At 64.8% G+C, this 22,119-nt stretch carries 21 protein-coding genes and 1 pseudogene; 8 read left to right on the plus strand and 14 right to left on the minus strand.

Features of this window, described 5'->3' with window-relative positions:
* Positions 1 to 101 precede the first annotated feature (101 nt).
* From adk to RM96_RS25525, 6 genes are all read right to left on the minus strand, one after another.
* Positions 102 to 767, minus strand: coding sequence for an adenylate kinase (adk, locus tag RM96_RS25500; protein ID WP_039014501.1), 666 nt, complete (start codon positions 765 to 767; stop codon positions 102 to 104).
* A gap of 315 nt (positions 768 to 1,082) precedes the next feature.
* On the minus strand, positions 1,083 to 1,892 hold the full coding sequence (gene kdsB, locus RM96_RS25505) for a 3-deoxy-manno-octulosonate cytidylyltransferase (protein ID WP_039014502.1): 810 nt from the start codon (positions 1,890 to 1,892) through the stop codon (positions 1,083 to 1,085).
* A gap of 12 nt (positions 1,893 to 1,904) precedes the next feature.
* Positions 1,905 to 2,117, minus strand: a complete 213-nt coding sequence (locus RM96_RS25510) for a Trm112 family protein (protein ID WP_039014503.1) — start codon at positions 2,115 to 2,117, stop codon at positions 1,905 to 1,907.
* Positions 2,098 to 3,225, minus strand: a complete 1,128-nt coding sequence (lpxK, locus tag RM96_RS25515; RefSeq protein WP_039014504.1) for a tetraacyldisaccharide 4'-kinase — start codon at positions 3,223 to 3,225, stop codon at positions 2,098 to 2,100. The genes RM96_RS25510 and lpxK overlap by 20 nt, the downstream gene beginning before the upstream one ends.
* Before the next feature lie 144 nt (positions 3,226 to 3,369).
* On the minus strand, positions 3,370 to 3,801 hold the full coding sequence (locus RM96_RS25520; protein WP_039014505.1) for an ExbD/TolR family protein: 432 nt from the start codon (positions 3,799 to 3,801) through the stop codon (positions 3,370 to 3,372).
* Positions 3,802 to 3,806: 5 nt separating this feature from the next.
* Positions 3,807 to 4,427, minus strand: coding sequence for a MotA/TolQ/ExbB proton channel family protein (locus tag RM96_RS25525; RefSeq protein ID WP_039014506.1), 621 nt, complete (start codon positions 4,425 to 4,427; stop codon positions 3,807 to 3,809).
* Positions 4,428 to 5,482: 1,055 nt separating this feature from the next.
* Here RM96_RS25525 and xseA point away from each other — a divergent pair.
* The 3 genes from xseA (at position 5,483) to RM96_RS25540 (ending at position 8,363) form a co-directional block, all read left to right on the plus strand.
* Positions 5,483 to 6,868 (plus strand): exodeoxyribonuclease VII large subunit, encoded by a 1,386-nt coding sequence (xseA, locus tag RM96_RS25530; protein WP_039014507.1) that lies wholly within the window; start codon positions 5,483 to 5,485, stop codon positions 6,866 to 6,868.
* Positions 6,869 to 7,035: 167 nt separating this feature from the next.
* On the plus strand, positions 7,036 to 7,617 hold the full coding sequence (gene sodB / locus RM96_RS25535; protein ID WP_039014508.1) for a superoxide dismutase [Fe]: 582 nt from the start codon (positions 7,036 to 7,038) through the stop codon (positions 7,615 to 7,617).
* A gap of 350 nt (positions 7,618 to 7,967) precedes the next feature.
* Positions 7,968 to 8,363 (plus strand): nuclear transport factor 2 family protein, encoded by a 396-nt coding sequence (locus RM96_RS25540; RefSeq protein WP_039014509.1) that lies wholly within the window; start codon positions 7,968 to 7,970, stop codon positions 8,361 to 8,363.
* Positions 8,364 to 8,417: 54 nt separating this feature from the next.
* Here the strand turns inward: RM96_RS25540 and RM96_RS25545 are convergent, their stop codons facing one another.
* The 4 genes from RM96_RS25545 to RM96_RS25560 form a co-directional block, all read right to left on the minus strand.
* Entirely contained in the window at positions 8,418 to 9,797 is a 1,380-nt protein-coding gene (locus RM96_RS25545; protein ID WP_052279735.1) for a sensor histidine kinase, read from the minus strand.
* Positions 9,773 to 10,438, minus strand: a complete 666-nt coding sequence (locus RM96_RS25550; RefSeq protein WP_039014591.1) for a response regulator transcription factor — start codon at positions 10,436 to 10,438, stop codon at positions 9,773 to 9,775. The genes RM96_RS25545 and RM96_RS25550 overlap by 25 nt, the downstream gene beginning before the upstream one ends.
* 110 nt (positions 10,439 to 10,548) lie before the next feature.
* Complete coding sequence (locus RM96_RS25555; protein ID WP_039014510.1) at positions 10,549 to 11,325, minus strand: COG4705 family protein; 777 nt, start codon at positions 11,323 to 11,325, stop codon at positions 10,549 to 10,551.
* A gap of 82 nt (positions 11,326 to 11,407) precedes the next feature.
* The gene (locus tag RM96_RS25560) at positions 11,408 to 12,004 is read right to left on the minus strand and encodes an undecaprenyl-diphosphatase (protein ID WP_039014511.1); all 597 of its coding nucleotides are present in this window, start codon (positions 12,002 to 12,004) and stop codon (positions 11,408 to 11,410) included.
* Positions 12,005 to 12,271: 267 nt separating this feature from the next.
* On the opposite strand from RM96_RS25560, the gene RM96_RS25565 reads away from it, so the two are divergent.
* Entirely contained in the window at positions 12,272 to 13,393 is a 1,122-nt protein-coding gene (locus RM96_RS25565) for a porin (RefSeq protein ID WP_039014512.1), read from the plus strand.
* A 719-nt stretch (positions 13,394 to 14,112) separates the two neighbouring features.
* Here the strand turns inward: RM96_RS25565 and RM96_RS25570 are convergent.
* From RM96_RS25570 to RM96_RS25580, 3 genes are read right to left on the minus strand one after another with little or no spacing between them, the layout of a single operon-like run.
* Positions 14,113 to 14,958, minus strand: coding sequence for an ABC transporter permease (locus RM96_RS25570; RefSeq protein WP_039014513.1), 846 nt, complete (start codon positions 14,956 to 14,958; stop codon positions 14,113 to 14,115).
* Between the two features lie 35 nt (positions 14,959 to 14,993).
* Entirely contained in the window at positions 14,994 to 15,791 is a 798-nt protein-coding gene (locus RM96_RS25575) for an ABC transporter ATP-binding protein (protein ID WP_039014514.1), read from the minus strand.
* 30 nt (positions 15,792 to 15,821) lie between these two features.
* Positions 15,822 to 16,793 carry an ABC transporter substrate-binding protein gene (locus RM96_RS25580; RefSeq protein WP_443112274.1) on the minus strand — a complete coding sequence of 324 codons (972 nt, stop codon included), beginning with the start codon at positions 16,791 to 16,793 and terminating at the stop codon, positions 15,822 to 15,824.
* Between the two features lie 231 nt (positions 16,794 to 17,024).
* On the opposite strand from RM96_RS25580, the gene RM96_RS25585 reads away from it, so the two are divergent.
* Positions 17,025 to 17,693 carry a response regulator gene (locus RM96_RS25585; RefSeq protein WP_039014516.1) on the plus strand — a complete coding sequence of 223 codons (669 nt, stop codon included), beginning with the start codon at positions 17,025 to 17,027 and terminating at the stop codon, positions 17,691 to 17,693.
* Positions 17,690 to 19,069, plus strand: a complete 1,380-nt coding sequence (locus RM96_RS25590; RefSeq protein ID WP_039014517.1) for a sensor histidine kinase — start codon at positions 17,690 to 17,692, stop codon at positions 19,067 to 19,069. Before RM96_RS25585 ends, RM96_RS25590 begins: the two co-directional genes overlap by 4 nt.
* Positions 19,070 to 19,078: 9 nt before the next feature.
* Here RM96_RS25590 and RM96_RS25595 read toward each other — a convergent pair whose 3' ends face one another.
* Complete coding sequence (locus RM96_RS25595) at positions 19,079 to 19,408, minus strand: hypothetical protein (RefSeq protein WP_238587404.1); 330 nt, start codon at positions 19,406 to 19,408, stop codon at positions 19,079 to 19,081.
* Positions 19,409 to 19,968: 560 nt separating this feature from the next.
* On the opposite strand from RM96_RS25595, the pseudogene RM96_RS25605 reads away from it, so the two are divergent.
* Positions 19,969 to 20,983 (plus strand): annotated as a pseudogene (locus RM96_RS25605) (transporter).
* A gap of 76 nt (positions 20,984 to 21,059) precedes the next feature.
* A complete protein-coding gene (ppk2, locus tag RM96_RS25610) occupies positions 21,060 to 21,983 on the plus strand; it encodes a polyphosphate kinase 2 (RefSeq protein ID WP_039014519.1) in 924 nt (307 codons plus the stop codon).
* Positions 21,984 to 22,119 lie beyond the last annotated feature (136 nt).

Raw genomic sequence — 22,119 nt, forward strand, 5'->3', positions numbered from 1 at the left:
CGTCAATTCGAATCGTATTGTACGGAGCGGCGGCGCATGTGCAAGCCCAAACAAAAAAGCGACCCGAAGGTCGCTTTCTGTGGACTGATGGAAGGCTGCGCTTACTTCAGCGCCTCGAACACGTGCGTGGTGATGCTGTCCACGTCGCCCAGGCCCGAAATCTTGCGGTACTTCGGCGGCGCGACCTTGGCGGCAGCATCGCCCTTGGCAGCCCATTCCGAGTAGTAGTCCACGAGCGGACGGGTTTGCTGCGAGTACACGTCCAGGCGCTTCTTGACGGTTTCTTCCTTGTCGTCGTCGCGCTGGATCAGGGCTTCGCCGGTCTCGTCGTCGATGCCTTCGGTCTTGGGCGGGTTGAACTTGACGTGGTAGGTACGTCCCGAAGCCACGTGCACGCGGCGGCCGCTCATACGCTCGATGATGGCGTCGAACGGTACGTCGATTTCCAGCACGTAGTCGATGGCCACGCCGGCGTCCTTCATGGCTTCGGCCTGCGGAATGGTACGCGGGAAGCCGTCGAACAGATAGCCGTTCTTGCAGTCGTCCTGCTTCAGGCGGTCCTTCACCAGGCCGATAATGATGTCATCCGACACCAGTCCGCCCGCATCCATGACCTTCTTGGCCTCGACGCCCAGCGGCGTGCCGGCCTTCACCGCGGCGCGCAGCATGTCGCCGGTGGAAATTTGCGGAATGCCGAACTTCTCGCAGATGAACTTGGCTTGCGTGCCTTTGCCGGCGCCAGGCGCGCCCAACAGGATCAAACGCATTTACGGGTCCTCAGAGTTTTGAATCTGGTGTGGCGGGGAAGATCAGAAGGAGGGTAACGCCGTAACTTGACGCAAGACTTACTGCGCAGGCCGTGCTGACGCCCGATGTAGCGCTTGCCGGGAGGCGGCGCGGGTCACCGGACGGGCTCTATCTTTATCTCCCCACCGAGCCTTGGCCGGACGACGCGCTCGACTGCGCCTGCCCGACGGCTCTTATCGGCAAGCATTATGCCATGACGCGCTGCAATTCCGGGCTGAAATCCGCCCGCTGATTCGGTTGCAGCAGTATGAACCGGAGCGGGCAGGCCGGTCCGGTCAGGGGCCTTCCTGTGCCATGGTCTGTGCCCATAGCGCCCGCACGCGCTCCAGGTCGGCCGGCGTGTCCACGCCCGGCGCCGGGGCGGCGTTGGTCTGCAGCACGCTGATGCGCTCGCCATGCCACATGGCGCGCAGCTGCTCCAGCGCTTCAGTCTGCTCGACCGGCGCTGCCGCCAGGGTGGGGAAACGGCGCAGGAAACCGGCACGGTAGGCGTACAGGCCGATATGACGCAGCACCGGCATGGCAGGCAGCGACACCTGCGCCATGGCGGCGGGCACGGCCGGCACGCCGGACCATGCGTCGCGCGACCACGGGATCGGCGCGCGCGAGAAGTACATCGCGCGGCTGGCGGCGTCGCACACCACCTTGACCACGTTGGGATTGAAGACCTCCGCCACGTCATGCAGCGGATGGGCCGCCGTGGCGATCGCACAGTCGGCATGGTGCGCCAGGTGCAGCGCCACTTCGTCGATCAGTTGCGGATCGATCAGCGGCTCGTCGCCCTGGACATTCACGACGATGGCGTCGTCAGCCAGGCCGAGCTGCGCAGCCACTTCCGCCAGGCGATCGGTGCCCGACGGATGATCGGCGCGCGTCAGCACGGCCTCGATGCCATGCGCGGCGCACGCCTGCGCCACGGCCGGGGCGTCGGTGGCCACCACGGTGCGCTGCGCCGACGACGCATGCGCGCGCTCGGCCACCCGCACGATCATCGGGCGCCCACCAATGTCGGCCAGCGGCTTGTCGGGCAGCCGGGTCGAGGCCAGCCGCGCGGGAATGACGACGGTAAATGCCGGGATGCTCATGATGCGCGACGTTCAGTTGCCCGCGTTGTCCGCCGGAGCGGCCGGGTCGATCACGCGGCCCGGCACCGACTGGCGGGCCTCGTCGGCCAGCATGACCGGAATCCCGTCACGAATCGGATAGGCCAGCTTGTCTACGTGGCAGATCAGCTCCTGCGCGGCGCGGTTGTACTCCAGCTTGCCCTTGCACAGCGGGCAGACCAGGATTTCAAGCAGCCGGTTGTCCATCTTGGTGTTCCTTGTTGAGTCCGGCCGCCGCCTTGTGCTCGCCAGTGGGCGCCATGGACATGGCAGCTCCGGCGGCCGGCACTGCCGGGACGCGCGCCAGCACGGCGCTGCGGATTTTATCGATCAGGCCCGCGTCGATCACGGGCGTGGTGGGGACGACCCAGATGCGCGGGTCGTCGAAACGCTCGCATTTTACGGCATCCTTTTCGGTGATCAGGATGATGTCGGCATCGAGCGCCGCCGGATTGTCGGCAAACGGGTCGTCGGCGAAATCGTAATGGTCCGGCAGCGGCAGCGTCTTCGGCTCCAGCCCTGCGCTGCGCAGGCTGGCGAAGAAGCGCTCCGGGTTGCCGATGCCGGCTGCAGCCAGCACGCGCCGGCCGATGAAGGTGGTGACCGGGCGCGCCATGGTCGGGTCGTTCAGCTGCCAGGCGTCGTCGAGCTCGAGCCGCATGCCATAGACATCGGGGCGATCCGGCGTGGCGCGGAAGTTCGGGTCGTTGATCAGCGTGGCATCGCGCGGGCGCGAAAGCGGCTCGCGCAGCGGGCCGGCCGGCAGCAGCAGGCCGTTGCCACCCATGCGGGAATCGAACATCACGATCTCGAAATCGCGCTGCAGGCGATAGTGTTGCAGGCCGTCGTCGAGCAGCAGCACGTTCACGCCCGGGTGCGATACCAGCATGGCTTGCGCGCACAGGGCCCGGTCCGGGAACACCCAGACCGGCACGTCGGTGGCGCGCGCGATCAGCAGTGGCTCGTCGCCGACATCCGACGCCTGCGAGGTCGGCTTGACGCGGCGCGGGTGCTTGAGTTGTACACCATAGCCGCGCGAGACCACGCCCGGCCGGAGCCCGGCTTCGGCCAGCGCATGCGCCAGCGCAATGACGGCCGGCGTCTTGCCGGTGCCGCCCACGGTCACGTTGCCGACCACCACCACCGGCATCGGCAGGCGGGTCGACTTGAACCAGCCGCGCTGATAACCAAGCCGGCGAATCCGCGCCACGACGCCGAACAGCAGCGAGAACGGCAACATCACCCAGGCAAACCAGCCGCGGCGCTGCCACTGGGCGGTTACGAAGTCTGCAAGGGCGTGGCGGGGAGCGGGCATGGACGCTGGAGGGCGGTGGCTGGTGGGACGGCGGGCAGGGCCCGCGCATCGGCGGCAGTGCCGGCAGATTCAGACATTATGGGCATTGCCCGGCGCATGCCGCAAGCCCGGCGGGACGGCCGGGCCTGGCTGGACAAGTACCGCTCAGCGCGGCTGCGCGCTCTGGGTGGCGAAGGTCAGGCGCGACAGGCCCGCCAGCCGGGCGGCTTCCATCACGTTGATCACCGCCTGGTGAGACGCCTGCGCGTCGGCGTTGACGATGACCACGGGCGGCTGGCCATTGGTGGCGGGGCCTGCGGCGGCACGCAGCTGGTCGGCCAGGCTGGTGACGTCCTTTTGCTCCATCACGTGCTTGTTGACCGAATACACGCCGCGCGACGACACCGACACCACGATCTCCTGCGGCCGCTGCTGGGCGCGCTCGGCGTCAGCGGTCGGCAACTGGATCTGCAGTTCGGTGTAGCGCGAGTACGTGGTCGTGATCATCAGGAAGATCAGGATCACGAGCAGCACGTCGATCAGCGGGATCAGGTTGATCTCCGGCTCTTCGCGCCGTTGGCGGGAACGGAATTGCATGGCGTTCAGGCGCGGCGCTGCGGCAGGATGGCATCGAGGAACGACGTGGCGCGGAATTCCAGTTCGGCCACATAGTCATCGACGCGGCGGCGGAAGTAGCGCCAGAAGATCAGCGCCGGAATGGCGATGATCAGGCCGAAGGCCGTGTTGTAGAGTGCCACCGAGATGCCGTGGGCAAGCTGTTCCGGGTTGGCGCCGGTGCCGCCCTGGCTGCCGAAGATCTCGATCATGCCGATCACGGTGCCCAGCAGGCCCATCAGCGGCGCCACCGAGGCAATCGTGCCGAGCGCGTTCAGGTAACGCTCCAGGTCATGCGCGACCGCGCGGCCAGCTTCCTCCACCACTTCCTTGGCGGCATCGCGCGAGGTATGCGGTTGCAGCACCACGTGGCGCAGGCCGGCGGCCAGCACGCGGCCCAGCGGCGAGTTCTGTTCGAGGGTGTTCACGACTTCCGGCGTGGCGCGGCGCTGCTGGGCAGCGGAAAGCGCCTCGTCGTACAGCCTGGCGGGCAGCACCTTGCTGCGCTTGAGCGTCAGGAAACGTTCGACGATCAGTGCGAGCGCAATGATCGAGGCGAGCAACAGCGGCCAGATCGGCCAGCCGGCCGCTTGAATGATGGAAAACACTTGGACCCCCGGATCGACAACAGGTGAGACAGACAACCCCAACCACGTATACGGCAAGCCTTGGCTGCGCTGCGGGTCGGGGACCATGTGCGCACCGGCATTGCTCGAAAAAATCAGGCGCCACTCTAACCCGCGCCATGACGCGCGGCAAGACACGGGCAGGCGTTGTCTCGGCGGCGCATCGCCGTGCTGGCGGCAGCTTTCCACAGCAGTACGGGACAGCGTTGTGGATGGATTGTGGAAAGCTGGCTGACAAGAATCTTAAGCCATTGATCTGCAAGGCTAATGTGGCGGCTGCCTAAAAATCATGCAGACCTTGTCCGAACCATGCTGAAGGCCGTCACGCGCTGCAGGGGCAGTCAAAATGAGGTGGGCACAGGTGGCGGGCATCAGGCTTTCCACACCAATGCGGGACAGGATTGTGGACGGCCTGTGGAAACCGGCCTGAGAACACCGCTAAGTGGTTGATTGGAAAGGGTACACCTCCTGCTGCTCAAAGAATGTGCAGGAGGCGCTTTGCGGCCTTACAGGGCAGCGCCGACGCCGTCTGTGGGGAAAGTCTCGTATTTTCCACATCCTGGCGGGAGAGTCTTGTGGAGCGCCTGTGGATAAGCCCGGGAGAAGCGTTGTAACTAATTGATTGCTAAGGGGCCGGCCGCCGCTGCTTAAATATTGGGCAGATGGAGGGATGGTGATATTCCCGCTTGCGCCAGACGCAAGCCAGCGACGCAATCGCCTCGGACGCCGCATTTCGGACATGGCACGGTTGCCGGACGCCACATGAGCCCGAATTGCGCCTCCCACGGCTGTTTTATTCAGAATTCCTGTGGATAACTTTGTGAACAAGCCTGGGGCGCGGCCGGTAAGTGTTTGACGCGAAAGGATTTTGGTTATATTGCCTAATTTTTGTTTCCGGCGGAAAAATCTTAAGAATCAAAGGCTTGTACCAGATCATGCGGCTTCCGGCGAAGCGTGCCGCCATCAGCGCCACCCCCTTGACAGACCCGTTATGCTGTGGACATGTCCATTCCACGCCGCTCGCACGGCTGTGCGCTATGCCCGACCCGCAGAACTTTTCCCGCGAAATGCCGTCCTTGGCAGCCCGCGGCGCTCGCGAAGCCATCCCCGTCGGTGAGCTTAACCACGCGATTGCGACGATGCTCGAACGCAACTTCCCGCTGGCCTGGGTGCGGGGCGAAATCTCGAACTTCACGCGCGCGGCCAGCGGCCACTGGTATTTCTCGCTCAAGGACGCGCGGGCGCAGATACGCTGCGTGATGTTCCGCGGCCGCAACCAGCATGTCGACTTTGCGCCGCGCGAAGGCGAGGCGGTGGAGGTGCGCGCGCTGGTGACCATGTATGAAGCGCGTGGGGAACTGCAGCTGGGCGTCGAGGCCATGCGCCGCGCCGGACTCGGCAATCTTTACGAAGCTTTCCTGCGGCTGAAGGAAAAGCTTGCGCAGGCCGGGCTGTTCGCACCCGAGCGCAAGCGGCCGATTCCGGACCATCCGCGGGCCATCGGCATCGTCACCTCGCTGCAGGCGGCGGCCTTGCGCGACGTGCTGACCACGCTGCGCCGGCGCGCGCCGCATGTGCCGGTGATGGTCTATCCGGTGCCGGTGCAGGGCGCCGGCGCCGCGCAAAAGATCGCCGACATGCTCGACCAGGCCGGCGCGCGCCGCGAATGCGACGTGCTGATCCTGTGCCGCGGCGGCGGCAGCATCGAAGACCTGTGGTCCTTCAACGAGGAAGTGGTTGCCCAGGCGATTGCGCGCTGCGTGTTGCCGGTGATTTCCGGCGTGGGCCACGAGACCGATTTCACCATTGCCGATTTCGTTGCCGATGTGCGTGCGCCCACGCCGACGGGCGCGGCGGAGCTGGTCAGTCCGGACCGCGCGCAACTGCTGCTGCAGACGAGCCGGGCGAGCCACGCGCTGGCACAGTCCATGCGTCGCCAGCTGGACCGGGGCGCCCAGCACCTGGACTGGCTGGCGCGCAGGTTGCGTAGCCCGCAGGCGCAGTTGCAGGAGCGTCGCGCGCAGGTCGACAATCTGGCCCGACACTTGCGCTCGGCATTGCGTGACACGATTGTCGCGCAGCGCCATCGCCAGCAATTGCTGGCGATGCGCTGGACCGCGTGTCGTCCGGATACCGTGGCGGCGCAGGCTGACGTGGCGCGCTTGTCGCAGCGCATGCAGGCAGCCGCCGCGCGCCAGCATGAGCGGGCCACGCAGCGCCTGGCACGGGCGGCAGGCGCGTTGGAGCTGCTTGCGCCGCAGCGTACGCTGGAGCGCGGCTACGCGGTGCTGCTGGACCAGCGCGGCAGGGCACTGCGATCGCCGGCGGAATTGCGTGCCGGCAGCGTGGTGGAAGCCCGCCTGGCAGAGGGCGTGGCCGATATCACCATCGCGGGCGTGCAGCCCAAGCTGGCGGATTTCTGATCGTTCTTTCTGGTCGTTTCCGGGCACGCTCCGGAATCGTTCCATCCAGTGCCCGGCACAAACTAAGATGAGGCCAGGGGGCATTGCGCCGCGGTTTGCGCGGGTCTGGCAAGTCCCCTACAATCGGCAGTTCCTCACCCGCAACCCCAACCCACAGAGACAGAACAATGGAACACAAGCTCCCCCCGCTCCCGTACGCGCATGATGCCCTGGCTCCGCACATCTCCAAGGAGACCCTGGAGTTCCATCATGACAAGCACCACCAGACCTACGTCACCAACCTGAACAACCTCATCAAGGGCACCGAGTTCGAAAACTCGACGCTGGAAGAGATCGTCAAGAAGTCGTCCGGCGGCATCTTCAACAACGCCGCCCAGGTGTGGAACCACACCTTCTACTGGGAATCGATGAAGCCGAACGGCGGCGGCCAGCCGACCGGCGCGCTGGCTGACGCCATCAACGCCAAGTGGGGCTCGTTCGACAAGTTCAAGGAAGAATTCACCAAGACCGCCGTGGGCACCTTCGGCTCGGGCTGGGCCTGGCTGGTCAAGAAGGCCGACGGTTCGCTGGACCTGGTGTCCACCTCCAACGCCGCCACCCCGCTGACCACCGACGCCAAGGCACTGCTGACCTGCGACGTGTGGGAACACGCCTACTACATCGACTACCGCAATGCCCGTCCGAAGTACGTCGAGGCATTCTGGAACGTCGTGAACTGGGACTTCGCCGGCAAGAACTTCGCTGGCTGATCGACGTGTTTCAGATGCGTATCGAGTAAGCCACGATCGGCCCTCGGAGCATCGCCGCCTGATTGGCGTCGACGTCGCGTCGATCGCCCAACTCGCGCAGTAGAGCAAGCCCCGGCACCGTAGAAGGTCCGGGGCTTTGTTGTTTCCGGTACCAGACCTCCGCACTGTATTGGCAGAGGCGACCACGCCAGCACTCTCCGCTGCCGTAATAGCTCCGCCTTCAAGGCTGAGGGGGCAACAGCAGACGCCCTTGTCTCTATTTTTGTACGCAAAACTAGAATACAATCATTGCTCTTTGAAGAGCAGCGGGAGGGCCATGGCCCAAGCCCACCATCGGTTCGGAGGACGAAATGACATTCTGTGAAACAGGCCTGACGTCGCAACACGTAGCGGCACTCGAGCCGATCGAGAACTACCTGAAGGGCCACATCACCGGCAAGGCCGAGTACATGCGCAAGGCCTTCCATCCGGATGCCCGGATCAATTCATTCCGCGACGGCGTGCTGCATTCGCTGAGCGTTGACGAGTTCTCGGCCCGCTTCCAGGGCCAGCCCGCACCAGATGAAGCGCAGCGCAAACGCTTCATCACCCACTTCGACGTCGTCGGCAATGCCGGCACGGCCAAGGTCGTGCTGCAGTATCCGGAGGTGACCTTCACCGACTACATGAACCTGCTGGAAATCGACGGTGTATGGAAGATTTCCAACAAGACGTTCAGCGCAGCGCCGCAGGTCACGGCTAAATGACTGGAAGCAGAGCCCGCCGTATGCGGGCTCTTTTTTTGCGAGCCATGCCCGAGTTCAGGCATCCACGGCAGCCACGACGGTTGAAGCCGGTGCCTGCGGAATCCGGATGGTCACGCTCAACCCGCGTTGCGCAGGTTCGTCGGTGTAGCCAATGCTGACCTGTGCGCCGATGCGGTCTGCGATCGTCCGGACAATGGACAGGCCAAGCCCTGAACCCATCGTCTCGTTGCCCAGCACCCGGTAGAAGGGATCGAACACGCGGCTTCGCTCCTCAGGCGGAATGCCGGGGCCAGTGTCCTGGATCTGCAGGATCGCCTCTCCCGCCAGCGACCGCACGGACAGGTCGATGCGCCCGCCGGCCGGCGTATAGCGGATTGCATTGTCGAGCAGGTTCCTGACGATGGTGAGCAGGTCGACCTCGCTGGCCAGCACCTGCGCATCGGATGCTCCTTCGACGCCCAGGTCGATGTGCCTGGCCTCGGCCAGCGGCATCAGGTCTTCGAGCACGCGCCGGTAGATCCGCAGCACTGACAGCGGGACCGCCGGCACAGGCACGGCGGATTGCGCGCGGGCCATGCTCAGCAACTGCTCCAGCAGGTTCCTGCCTCGCTCGATGCCCTGGCGCAGTGTCGCGAGCCGCGCGCGGGCGGTCTCTGACATCTCGGTGCCGGCGAGCCGATCCGCCTGCAGCGAGAGCGCCGTCAGCGGCGAGCGCAGTTCGTGCGCGGCGTCGGCGACGAAGCGCCGCTGCGCTTCCATCGATTGCGAGACCCGGCCCAGCAGGCGATTGATGGCCACCACGAACGGACGGACTTCCGTCGGCACATGCTCTTGCGGCAACGGGTGCAGTTCCTGCTCCCCGCGCCGGTCGATCTCGGCCGAGAGCACAGCGATGGGCCGGAACATCTGGCCCACCAGCCTGGCAACGATCAGGAGCAGCACGGGCACGAGCACCAGGAAAGGGAGAATAGTGCGCAGCGCGCCATCCCGGGCGATCTCGTCCCGAATGCCTGTTTCCTGCGCCACGACGATGCGCTCGCCCGAGGAAAGCGTTCGGACCATCGCACGGAAGTGCTCACCCCTGATGCTGAGGGTTTGCAAGCCATCCGCGAGCGTTGCCGGCAACGCCATGCCGGCTTCCGGGCTGCCGTTACCGGCGCCGGCCTGCGGCAGGTATTGCACGATGACGCGCGCTTCCTCGTCGCTGTGCGGCAGCCGCCCGGTGTCTCCAAGGTGGGGTACTGGCAGGTGCTGGCGGTCGAACAGGGTGGAGACCTGGCGCAACATGTCGTCCTGCAGCTCGTTGGCTTCCCGGAAGGCGGCTGCAAAGGAAAACACCCCGGCCACCAGTGCAATCGCGAGGATGGCGAGCGAGAGCCAGAGCGAGAGGCGAAGGCGGACCGACTCCTTCAGCCTGCTTTTGAGACCATCCATCCCACGCCCCTGACATTCCTGACGGCGTCGCTCCCCAGCTTCTTGCGCAGGGCGTGAATGAGGAATTCGACCGCATTGCTTTCCACTTCCTCGCCCCAGCCGTAGATGCGCTCTTCGAGCTCGCTGCGCGAGAGGATGGCGCCCGGGCGGACCAGCAGGGCCTGCAGCAGCGCGAACTCGCGGTTGGTGAGCTGCACGGCATCGCTGCCCCGGGCAGTCGCCTGCCTGGTGGCCGGATCGAGGGAGAGCTTGCCGTTGCTCAGGACCGGTGCCGCCACGCCGCCCTTGCGCCGCCATACGGCGCGCATGCGGGCGAGCAATTCGGTCATCTCGAACGGTTTGAGCACGTAGTCGTCGGCGCCGGCGTCAAGGCCCCGGATCCGGTCGTCCAGGTCGTCCTGCGCGGTGATGATGAGCACGGGCACTGGGTTGTCGCGGGCGCGAAGCGAAGCCAGCACCGTCATGCCGTTCTTGCCCGGCAGGCCGAGATCGAGCAGCACGATGTCGTAGTCCTGGCAGGCGAGCGCATCAAGCGCCGCTTGCCCGTTGCTGACCCAGTCGGCGGCGTGGGAAGCATCTTGCAGTGCTTCCCGGATTGCCTGCCCGATCATCGGATCGTCTTCGACCAGCAGTACGCGCATCCATTCTCCATTGCCTGCGGAATGCTGCCCGTCCGGCGGGATGGCAGTCTCCGGGTTCCACATCATATCGCCTCCAAAATGCAGATCGAAGCCATGCCGCGGAGAACGGGTCAGTGTCCCGCGCGCGCCGCCGCCCGCTGCGGAAAGAACACGATGCAGGCCACCATCAGCGTCATCAGCGCGGCCGAAGCGGAGAAGCGGCCCATGGCCAGTCCGCCGGCATGCAGCGGCTTGTCGAGGAAGTCGCCCACCACGGCGCCGAGCGGGCGCGTCAGGATAAAGGCTGCCCAGAACAGCGCGGTGCGGGATATGCGCGTCCAGTATCGGGCCGCGACCAGCGCTGCCAGCAGCGCACCGAACACCAGCATGCCGCCCAGATAGCCGAGCCCGGCCGTATCTGCGGTCCAGTCGCCCAGGGCCGTGCCGAGCGTCTGGGAGAACATGATCGTCACCCAGTAGAACATCTCGGCCTGTGGAGACTTCACGGTGTCGACCGATACGGTTCCCAGCGTCCGGTACCAGGTCGCCAGCGAGAGCATCAGCAAGACGCACAGCAGCGTGGTTCCGCCGGCATAGCCGATACCGAGGGAGCGGTCGGCAAAGTCAGCCAGGGTCGTGCCCACGGTTGTGGTGGCGACGATGGTTACCCAGTAGAGCGCAGGGCGAAAGCGCGTGGATGAAATCTGTGCCGATACCGCGATCAGGAAGATCACGGCAAAGATCGCCGTGCTGACGAGGTAGCCAAGATTCAGGGACATCGACAACGCATCGCCGCCGGTCTCTCCGAGCGTGGTTGCCGCTATCTTGATGATCCAGAAAACCAGGGTGACTTCCGGCACCTTGCTGAGGCTCTGTGCAGCCGGGGATCGCGTATTCAATGTGCTCATGCTTTTCTCCGGGACGGATTGCCCCATCGCTGGGGCGGCGGTGCACAGTCTGGCCGGCAAGACTTAGGACAGCCATAGCAGATCAGGGCCGCGCCCAGCCCCGGTGGATCAGCGCGGCGAACAAGTGGCTGTAGAGGCTCATGGCGACCCGGTAAAGAGGCGCTTCGAGCCATCGTCCGGCGCACTGCGCAATCCAGGCGCACAGCAGGGCGACCACGGCGGATCCCGCCATGTCGAAGGGGAAATGCACGCCCAGGTAGATGCGGGCCCAGGCCACCGGGATCCCGAGCAAGGCCAGCGCCAGGCCCGCCACCCTTGAGCGGATGGTCATCATGAGACTGAACGCTGCCGCCCAAAGCAGCGTCAGGTGATCACTGGGAAAGGACGAATCCGGAGCGTGCGGAATCAGGGTGTGCCCCAGTCCGGTCATGAAAGGGCGGGGATGCTGCCAGCACAGCCCGATAAGCTGGTTCGCGAGCAATCCCAGGCATCCCGATACGGTGGCCGCGAGCAAGGCCTTCCGGAAGGATTCGCCACCGCGCAGCCAGCCGATCGCCACCATGGCGGGAAGGATCCAGATCGCATACTCGGCAAAGAACGTGGCGGCTGCCACTGCCGGCGCACCGGGATGATCCGGCGCATTGATCAGCAGAAAGAGGTTTCGGTTGAGTGTTTCCATGATGGCTTCGGCCAGTGGGGCGCCGGCACGGCATTGCGCGACAGCAGAGCCTAACGCCGATGACTTAGCCAGGACTGAGCGCCGGAGACATCCGAAGCGATGTCACGTCAGTGTTTCCCCTGAGTCCAAAGCGCCACGGCAGGAAAGCTCGATGAAGGCTTCGCGGGACTACGATTCCTCGCACTGATCGCCCGTGGGCGCGCACGCAGTTTGCCGGCGGCCAGCACTGAGCTTTCCACAACAACCAAGAGATCCGAGGAGAACATCTTGAAGAGCAAGTACACCGCGCTCGCGCTGGCGGTCGGCGCCGTCTGCGCCGGCCAGGCCCACGCGCAATCCGTCACACTGTATGGCCTGATCGACACGACGCTGAGCACCATCAGCAATGCCGATGCACAGGGCCACCGCCTGACGGGCTTTCACCAGCCCGCGTGGTTCAGCGGCAACCGCTGGGGCCTGACAGGTGCCGAAGACCTTGGCGGCGGCACCAAGGCCATCTTCAAGCTCGAGAGCGAATTCCAGAGCTTTGATGGCGCCATGGATACGCCGGGCGTGCTGTTCAACCGCGACGCCTGGGTCGGGATCGAGAACGACACCGTCGGCAAGGTGACCTTCGGCCGCCAGGATGCGCTGGCACGAGACCCGATCGCTTCCGGCATCTACGCCGACCCGTATGGATCGGCCGTGATCAGTACCGACGAGGGCGGCTATACGAACAACAACAACTTCAAGCAGCTGGTCTTCTACGCGGGCAGTGCCACCGGCACGCGCATGAACAACGGCGTGGTGTGGAAGAAGATATTCACCAACGGCCTGACTGCCGGTGCCGCCTACCAGTTCGGCGAAGTGCCGGGCAACCCTTCGCGCGGCACCACGGAAAGCGTGACGCTGGGCTACAACGGCACCAATTTCCACGTCTCAAGCTTCTATACGCAGGCCAAGCTGGGCGATCTCTGGCACCGCTCCTATTCGGTCGGCGGCAACTACGTCTGGGGCATCGTGCGCGCGAATGCCGGCTACTTCCACTACACCGCCGACCAGGGTGCATTGGGCAAGCGCAAGGATGATGCCTACACGGTATCGCTCAAGGTGGCACCAGCAGGCGCGTTCGACTACGAACTGGGCTACCAGATGATGAAGGCAGGCAATGCGGCACTGAACGCCGGCGGCTTCACGCTCAACGCCTTCACCGACACCACCGCGTCGACCGCCACCGACAGCGGCCGCAAGAATACGATCTACGGCTCGGTCTTCTACCACTTCTCCAAGCGTACCGAGGTCTATCTCGCTGCAGACTACATGTTCCTGCAGCATGGCTATCATGCGGCCCAGTCCAACGGCTTCTCGCATCAGAGCGAGTTTGCGGTGGGTATGCGGACGCGGTTCTGATATGGCTGCGGCGCGGTGCGCCGTGGGTGCTCTGGGCTTTCCTTGTTCCCGGCTATAGGCCGGGTTTTTTTGTTCTTCGCTGGATTGCGGGTCTGGGTTCTTGGCGGGCGCTGCTGTTTCGCCGGCGTAGCCGGCGACCTCCTTTTTGACGGCGCCAAAAAGGAGGCAAAAAGCGCCTTCTGTCCTCGGCGGACGGCCAGTCTTATCGTAGTGTGCGCGTGTTTTTGTACGGGTATTTGCTTCAGGGCATAGCTGGACTGCCTGCCGCGCAGATCGCCAGAGGCAACGCCGGGAACGGCGCTGTCCTCCCGACCTCGTGAGAGCGGAGTGGCTCCGTGATCGAGCGGGCTGCCTACGGCAAGAGGTTCTGGACCACAACCGTGGTGCGCGATGGAGCTTCGCAGAGTGATGGGGCTCAAGCTGCGTGCCACTCCGCTCTCACGAGGTCGGGAGGACGGCCTGTCAATGCCTCGCGCCGTCTCGTCACAACGCGGCAGGCATCGTAGCTATGCCCTGAAGCCCGTACCCGTACAAAAACCGTCGAACACTACGATAAAGCTCCCGCCCGGCGGGCAAGACGGCGCTTTTTGCCTACTTTTGGGCGCCGTCTAAAAGTAGGTCGCCCCTTCAGGGGCGAAACCTGAGGCTGTCGACCTTCGATAGCGCCAAGCCGTAGGCACCAACACCAAATATACGAATCCAGAATCCAGATACCCCAGTCACCCAAGATTACTAGGCTTCCACTTAAGCAACCGATTCTCCAACCGCGTAAGCAGATAATCCGCAGCCAGCGCCACCACCGCCAGCACGATCATCGCTGCAAACACCCCGCTGGCGTTGAACGCCCCCTGCGCGGTGGCAATCAGCAGGCCGATGCCTTGCTTGGAGCCGAGGAACTCGCCAACCACCGCGCCCACCAGGGCAAAGCCAAAACTGACATGCAGGCTGGCCAGGATCCAGCTCAGCGCGGACGGCACCACCACGGCAAAGGTCAGCTGCCGCCTCGAGGCCCCCAGGATCTGGGCATTGGCGATCAGGTAGCGGTCGGCCTCGCGCACGCCCTGGAAGGCATTGCCGAACACCACGAAGAACACCATCACCACGGCCAGCGCCACCTTCGACGCCATCCCCAGCCCCAGCGCGATCACGAAGATCGAGCCGAGCACCACGCGGGGAATCGAGTTGGCGATCTGGATGTAGATGCTGAACACATCGGCCAGCAACTTGTTGCGTCCCAGCGCGATGCCGCACAGCACGCCGGCCACCGATCCGATCAGGAAACCGAGGCCGGTTTCTTCGAGCGTGACTGCCACCTGGGTCAGCAGCGGCCCCTGGGACGTGCCGTTGACGAACCAGTCGTAGATCTGCTCCGCGATCAGCGACGGCATGGAAAAGAAGAACGGATCGATCCATTGCAGGCGACCGGCGAGCTCCCACCCGCCCAGAACGGCTACCAGCAGCACCACGCGCAGCGTGACGATGAGCCAGTAGCGGCGGCGTGCGGCGGCCCGTGCCTGGAGTTCGAATGCCTCGTCCTGCGCGGCGTATGCAAGGTCTGCTTCCATTGTCTTGCTCGTTGGATTGGTTGGCAGGAGTGCCGTCAGTCGATGTGGACTTCTTCGCGCAGGTCGGCCCAGATCTCGCGCGACAGTTCCACGAAGCGCTTGTCATAGCGGATCTCGGAAGTCACGCGCGGGCGCGGCAGGTCGATCTCATAGACCCGCTTGAGCGTGGCCGGCCGCGCGGTCAGGACCAGCACCCGGTCGGCCATGGCGATGGCTTCTTCCAGGTCGTGCGTGACGAACACCACCGAGCCCGCGGTTTGCGACCACAGCTGCAGCAGTTCATCCTGCATCAGCGTGCGGGTCTGCATGTCGAGCGCGCTGAAGGGTTCGTCCATCAGCAGGATCTGGGGGTTGTTGATAAAGGTCTGGGCCAGTGCCACGCGCTTGCGCATGCCGCCCGAGAGCTGGTGCGGGTAGTGGTTGGCAAACTTGTCCAGCCCGACCTTGCGGATCCACTGTTCGGCCAGCGCGTAGGCGGCGTCGCGCGAGCTGCCGCGGAACATCGGGCCTGCCGCGACGTTGTGCAGCACGGTGCGCCACGGGAAAACCGCGTCGGCCTGGAACACGAAGCCGATGCGCGGATCGATGCCGTCGACCCGCTTGCCCATCAGGCGCACCTCGCCCGCGCTCGGCCGCAGCAGGCCTGTGATCAGGCTGAGCGTGGTCGATTTGCCGCAGCCGGTCGGCCCGACCAGGGCTACGAACTCGCCCTTGCCGACGGTCATCGAAAAATCGCGCAGGGCTACCGTGGCGGAGCCATCCGGCGAAATGAAGCGGCAGGATACGCGCTCGAACTCGATGGCGGGCGCGTCCTGCGATGCTGGGGTTGTCATGAAGAATCCTCGGGGCCGGTGCCGGGCGGCCTACTTCGCCTGGTCGACAAAAGCGTTGGTATAGGTACGGGACAGCTCGATATGCCTGCCCTTGACCGTAGGATCAAACGAAGCCAGCACCTTCAGGACGGTTTCCGGGCCACCGGCCGGCATCCGGCCATCGGCGGTGAACATGGGCAGCGATGCGCCCAGCGCCTTGACGTAGAGCTCGCGGTTGTTGCCGTAGTAGTCCCTGGGCATCTTTTGCGCAATCTCGTCGGCCGTATGCGTCTTGATGAAGTGCAGTGTCTTGACGAAGGCCCGCGCCAGCTTCTGGACCTGGTCCTTGTGGCTGTCTACCCAGTTCCGCTGCATGTAGAGGCTGGAAGCGGGGTAGAGACCGCCCAGCGCCTGCGTGGTGCCTTCGGCCGTGCGCATGTCTACCAGCACCTGCGCTTCGCCGGTCTTGAGCAACTGGGAAATGGTCGGCTCGGTCGTCATGCCGGCATCGATGCGGCCCTGGTGGATCGCGGCGATGAAGCTGTTGTCCGCCCCCACCGGCAGCACGGTGTACTGGCTGGGCTGGACGCCGGCGCGGAACGCCAGGTACTGGGTCAGGAAGTTGGTCGATGATCCCAGTCCCGTCACGCCAAGGGTCTTGCCCTTGACGTCAGCCATGCTCTTGATCTGCCCGGCGGCTTTGGTGGCGACCATCTCGGCCTCGCCCGGCACCTGCCCGAATACCACCACGGCCTGCACTTCCTTGCCCTTGCTCTGCAGGTCGATGGTGTGGTCATAGAAGCCCACCACACCCTGCACGGCGCCGGCCAGCAGTTCGTTCTCCGCATCGACGCCCGCCGGTTGTGACTGGATTTCGACGTCCAGTCCCTCGTCCTTGAAGTAGCCAAGCTGTTCGGTCAGCCTGGCTGGCAGATAGATGATCTTGGTCGCACCGCCGACCATGATCGTCACCTTGCCATCGGCCGCAAGTGCGGTGCCAGACACCGCGAGCGTTGCCAGCATCGTGGCCAGTGCAACCTTTCGGATTCCTTTCATGCCTGTCTCCAACCTTTGTGTTTTTGATCTCGGTGTGGATGCGGCGCAGGGTCGCAGCCAAATCTGATTCTAGGCAGCCCAATCCTTCACGCAGCTTTCCCCGGTGCTAGGGGAAATCCCGAGGCATCCGAAACCGGCGTGCGGCGTTAAAAGTAAGCCGCGAGCCCGCCCCGACCGCCCCGACCGCCAGAACAGTTCATGAAGGTATTGCTGATCGAAGATAACGTTTCACTGATCCACTGGCTCGCCAGGCTGCTGAAGGAGGACCGCTTCGTAGTCGATACCGCGCTGGATGGGGAAGTGGCCGACCAGTTGCTGCAGATGCAGCACTACGACGTGGTGCTGCTGGACTTGCAGATCCCGCGCCTGAGCGGCAAGAGCGTTTTGCGCCGCCTGCGTGCCCGGCACAACAACGTGCCGGTGCTGATGGTGACGGCCAGCGGCTCGGTCGATGAAAAGGTGGAGTGCCTCGGCCTCGGCGCCGACGACTACCTGGTCAAGCCCTTCGAAGTGCGCGAGCTGGTGGCCCGCATCAAGGCGCTGGCGCGCCGGCAGGCGGGCGAGAAGCAGTCGGATCTGACCTGCGGCGATCTCAGCTACAACAACGATACGCGCCAGTTCCATGTCCGTGGCGAGCCGCTGGCGCTTCGGCTCAAGGAGCACGCGACGCTCGAGATCCTGATCAAGCGCCTGGGCAAGACCGTGTCGAAGACGACGCTAATGGAGGGTATCTACGCGCTCGAGGAAGACGCCAGCGAGGATGCGGTGGAGATCTATATCCATCGCATCCGCAAGAAGCTGGAGGGTTGCCAGGCCGCCATCGTGACCTTGCGCGGGCTCGGCTACCTGCTGCAGCAGAAGCAATGATCCACAGCCTGCGCGCGCGGCTGCTGCTTTGGCTGCTGTTGCCGATGGCCATCTTTGTGGTGGGCAGCGGCATTGCGTCTTATCTGCGCGGGGTCGATACCGCCAATCGCGTGCAGGACCGCGCGCTTCGGGCATCGGCCGAAGTCATTGCAGGCCAGGTCCACTGGAGCGACGGCCGCCTGGTGGTGCAGGTGCCACCCGCAGCCCTGTCGCTGTTCGACTCGCCTTTCGGTGACCAGGTCTTCTACAGCGTGGTGGACGACACCGGGCTGATCCTGGCCGGCAACCCTGTGTTCGCGCAGCCCCCGCTGGCGGGCGCCGCTTCGCCCGTGTTCTATGCCTCCACCTTCCAGGGCCTGCCGGTACGTGTGGTGCAGATATCGCGCCGGATGTTCAACTCGGGCCGCGCGCACAAGGTCACCATCGCAGTCGGCCAGACCCTGAGAGAAAACCGGGACCTGGCGCAAACGCTCAGCGTGCCCGCGCTCACGCGCGAGATCGTCCTGCTGATGCTGGCGATTTTCCTGGTGGCGCGTGGCCTGACGGTGGAGTTGCGTCCGCTGGTGCGAGTCAGGAATGAAGTGGCGGGACGCGATCCGATGGACCTGCAGCCGATCAGGCCGGGCGACCTGCCGCAGGAGCTGCGTCCGATCGTCGAGGCCATCAACCAGTGCATCCAGCGGCTGAACGAATACGTGCTGCAGCAAAAGCGTTTTATCGCGGATGCCGCGCATCAGATCCGCACCCCGCTCGCGGTGCTCGGTGCGCAGTTGCAATACGCCTCGCAGTTGCGCGACGACAGCAAGCTGCGCGAGATCCTCTGTTCGATGGAGGGCAGCACGCAGGCCATGACCGACCTGGCTAACAAGCTGCTGCTGCTCTCGCAGGCCGAAGCGCAGACCGCCGGGGGGCAGGCCGGCAATGCGTCCGCCGACCTGGTGCCGGTCGTCACGACGGTGCTGGAGGACCTCGTGATGCTGGCGCAACGCAAGCATATCGATCTCGGTGCGGACCTGGCGGTCAGCGGTGCGCAGGTGCGCGTCCAGGAATGGCTGCTGGCGTCGATGGTCTCCAACCTGGTCGACAATGCCATCCGCTATACGCCCGACTGCGGGCAGGTCACCGTCGCTCTGTCCACGGCGGATGGCTATGCCACGCTGTCCGTCAGCGATGACGGGCCTGGCATTCCGGCCGAGGCGCGGCCCAAGGTATTCGATCGCTTTTACCGCAACGCCGAGCCGCACCAGCAAGGCAGCGGCCTGGGCCTGGCGATCGTCAAGGAGATCGTGCTGGCGGCGCAGGGTTCGGTCGGCCTCTCACCCGGCATCGGTGGCAAGGGCGTCACGCTGACGGTCAGCCTGCCGCTGGCCGCCTGACCAGGCCGCTTAACCGGGAAGCGCGAAGCAGCTCACCGCCGGTGCGGTATATGGCGTCGGATACGGCGCGCGCGGACCGGACAGCAGGCGCAGGCGCTGCGTTGCCAGCACTTCGGCTTCCACGCGCTCATCGGCGCTGAGTGGCGGTGTCGGTACGGCCGGCGGTTGCGGCGGCAGGTTGACCGCACATTGCACGGTCTTGCCGTCGCGCACCTGGACATTGATGGTGTATGCGTAGTCCCGCGCAGCCGCTGTGCCCGGCGCGGGCGCGATGGCTGCGGCGCCAAGTGCGCTGAGGGCGCAGCAGGCTCGCAAGGCACGCATGGTGCAGGGCTTCATGGATACTGTGTGCGCCAGGCTTATGCGCGAATCCCGTGAGATGTACCGCACGGGGAGTCAGGAAGGCCCCCGCCGGGCCTCCCGGCATCCCCATGCGAATTCGAGCATCGTCTTCGTTAGTGAAAACGCCGCCACTCAGGCGACTCCGTTTGATTCAGGCTGCCGCTCGCCGCCACAATGCGGGTCGCAGTCCTTTGGCCTGGAAACGGCCAGTTCCACCACGGATGGCACGCTCACTGACGCTGAGTTGGTGACCGGCTGGCGGTTTGTCGTGGCGTTTGCATTGCCGATGCCTGCGGCGAGTGCTGCCAAAGCAGCAAACACGGCAACGGCCCACGATCGGGCTTGCAGAGGATCCATGACGTTCTCCTGATGTCCTGTCAGGCGGTTTCCAGTATAGGGCGCCATTCCACATCAACCATTGGGTCCACGTGTCCTTCCGCATCGCCAGGCATGCAGAAGTTTCCACAGTGTGGTGCGTAAGAGTCCGTGCGCGGCGGATTGTCATCCGGCCATGCTAATGTGTCCGGCTTCCTGATTTCCGGCAAGCGAGGTCACGCATGCAATCTGCCACCGTCGAATCCGGCTATGGTTCCGATCCCGTCGGACTGGTTAACGGATTCCGTTTCAAGGCAGGCCAGCCGGCGCAACCGATTGACTCGCCCGCCGCCGCAACCTGGTTGCAGGGCGGGGATCCCGGCGACGAGTTCCTGTGGCTGCATTTCAACCTGTCGCACAGCGCCTGCGAGCGCTGGATGAAGGGCCAGCTCGGGCTGCCGGAGGACTTCTTCGAATCGCTGCGCCAGGGCTCGCATTCCACACGCATCGAGCGCCAGGATGCGGCGCTGCTGGCGGTGGTCAATGACGTCATCTACAACTTTGGCGTGACGTCCACCGATATCTCCACGCTCTGGGCCTGTGCCGACCGCCGCTTGCTGGTGACAGCGCGCGCGGCCGCTGCGTTCCGTCGACAAGCTGCGTGCCGCAGTGCGCCAGGGCGAGGGCTTTCGCTCGCCGCTGGACCTGCTGGTGCATCTCCTGCGCGACCAGGCCGACGTGCTGGTGCAGATCGTGCGCGAGACCGGCATCAACGTCGACCAGATCGAAGACCAGTTGCTGTCGCAACGGCTGCAAGACAACCGTGCCGACCTTGGCGCCATGCGCCGGGGCCTGGTGCGGCTGCAGCGCCTGCTCGCGCCCGAGCCTGGCGCGCTGTTTCGCCTGCTCAACCGGCCGCCTGCGTGGATGCGCGACGCTGACCTGCAGGAGCTGCGCGAATCGACCGAAGAGTTCTCGCTGGTGCTGAACGACCTTGCCGCACTGGTCGAGCGCATCAAGCTGCTGCAGGAAGAGATCGCCGCCAAGCTCGACGAACAGACCAACCGCACCCTGTTCACGCTGACGCTGGTGACGGTGCTGGCATTGCCGATCAACATCGTGGCCGGCTTCTTCGGCATGAACGTGGGCGGCATTCCGCTGGCGGACCATCCGCACGGCTTCTGGGTGCTGGTGGCGCTGGTTGCCGCCTTTACCGTGCTCGCCGGGCGCTGGGCCTTTCGCAAGGAGCGCCGGTGAATTCCGACGCCTTTCACAGGACTGCCACGCAATTGCGCTAGCATCGGGCGGCAGAAGAGACGCCTGGGAGCGAGCGATGCGATACGAAGACGAGGCGCTGGTCCGCCGCATCCACCGCGAGGTGGCTGACTACTATGACGAAGAGCTCGAACTGGAGCTGGAAGACCGCAGCTTCGTGAGAGGGCCGGACGGCAGCATCGGGATCGCGCCGGATGGGCCCGGCGAACATGCCGAACGGCAACAGTATTTCCGCGAGCTGTTCCGGCTGCAGGGTGAGCTGGTCAAGCTGCAGAGCTGGGTGGTCGCCGCCGGCCACAAGGTGGTGATCCTATTCGAGGGGCGCGACGCGGCCGGCAAGGGCGGCGTCATCAAGCGCATCACGCAGCGCCTGAATCCGCGCGTCTGCCGCGTTGCGGCCTTGCCGGCGCCCAACGACCGCGAGCGCACGCAGTGGTATTTCCAGCGCTACGTCTCGCACCTGCCGGCCGCGGGCGAGATCGTGCTGTTCGATCGCAGCTGGTACAACCGCGCGGGGGTCGAGCGCGTGATGGGCTTCTGCACCGACGAGCAGTACGAAGAATTCTTCCGCTCGGTGCCGGAGTTCGAACGCATGCTGGTGCGTTCCGGCATCCAGGTCATCAAGTACTGGTTCTCGATCTCGGACGAAGAGCAGCACCTGCGCTTCCTGGGCCGCATCCATGATCCGCTCAAGCAGTGGAAGCTCAGCCCGATGGACCTGGAGTCGCGCCGCCGCTGGGAGGACTACACGCGCGCCAAGGAAATCATGCTGGAGCGCACGCACATTCCCGAGGCACCGTGGTGGATCGTGCAGGCGGTCGACAAGAAGCGGGCGCGCCTGAACTGCATCCATCATCTGCTCGGGCAGATGCCCTACGAGGAGGTCGAGCAGCCAGCCATCGAGCTGCCCGAGCGGGAGCGGCGTCCGGACTACACCCGCCAGCCCGTGCCCGGAAACATGATCGTGCCAGAAGTGTTCTGAACTGCACTAAAGTGCAGAGGCTGCGCCTTTTTTGGCGCCTCCGACTCCATAATCCGCTCCCGCCACGCTTGCGCAACTGCGCAGCGTGAGGTGCGTCAATCATAAAAAGTGGCTAAAGCGTTGCTTTGCCGCGCCG

Source organism: Cupriavidus sp. IDO (assembly GCF_000812465.1).
In the GTDB taxonomy this organism is placed as follows: domain Bacteria; phylum Pseudomonadota; class Gammaproteobacteria; order Burkholderiales; family Burkholderiaceae; genus Cupriavidus.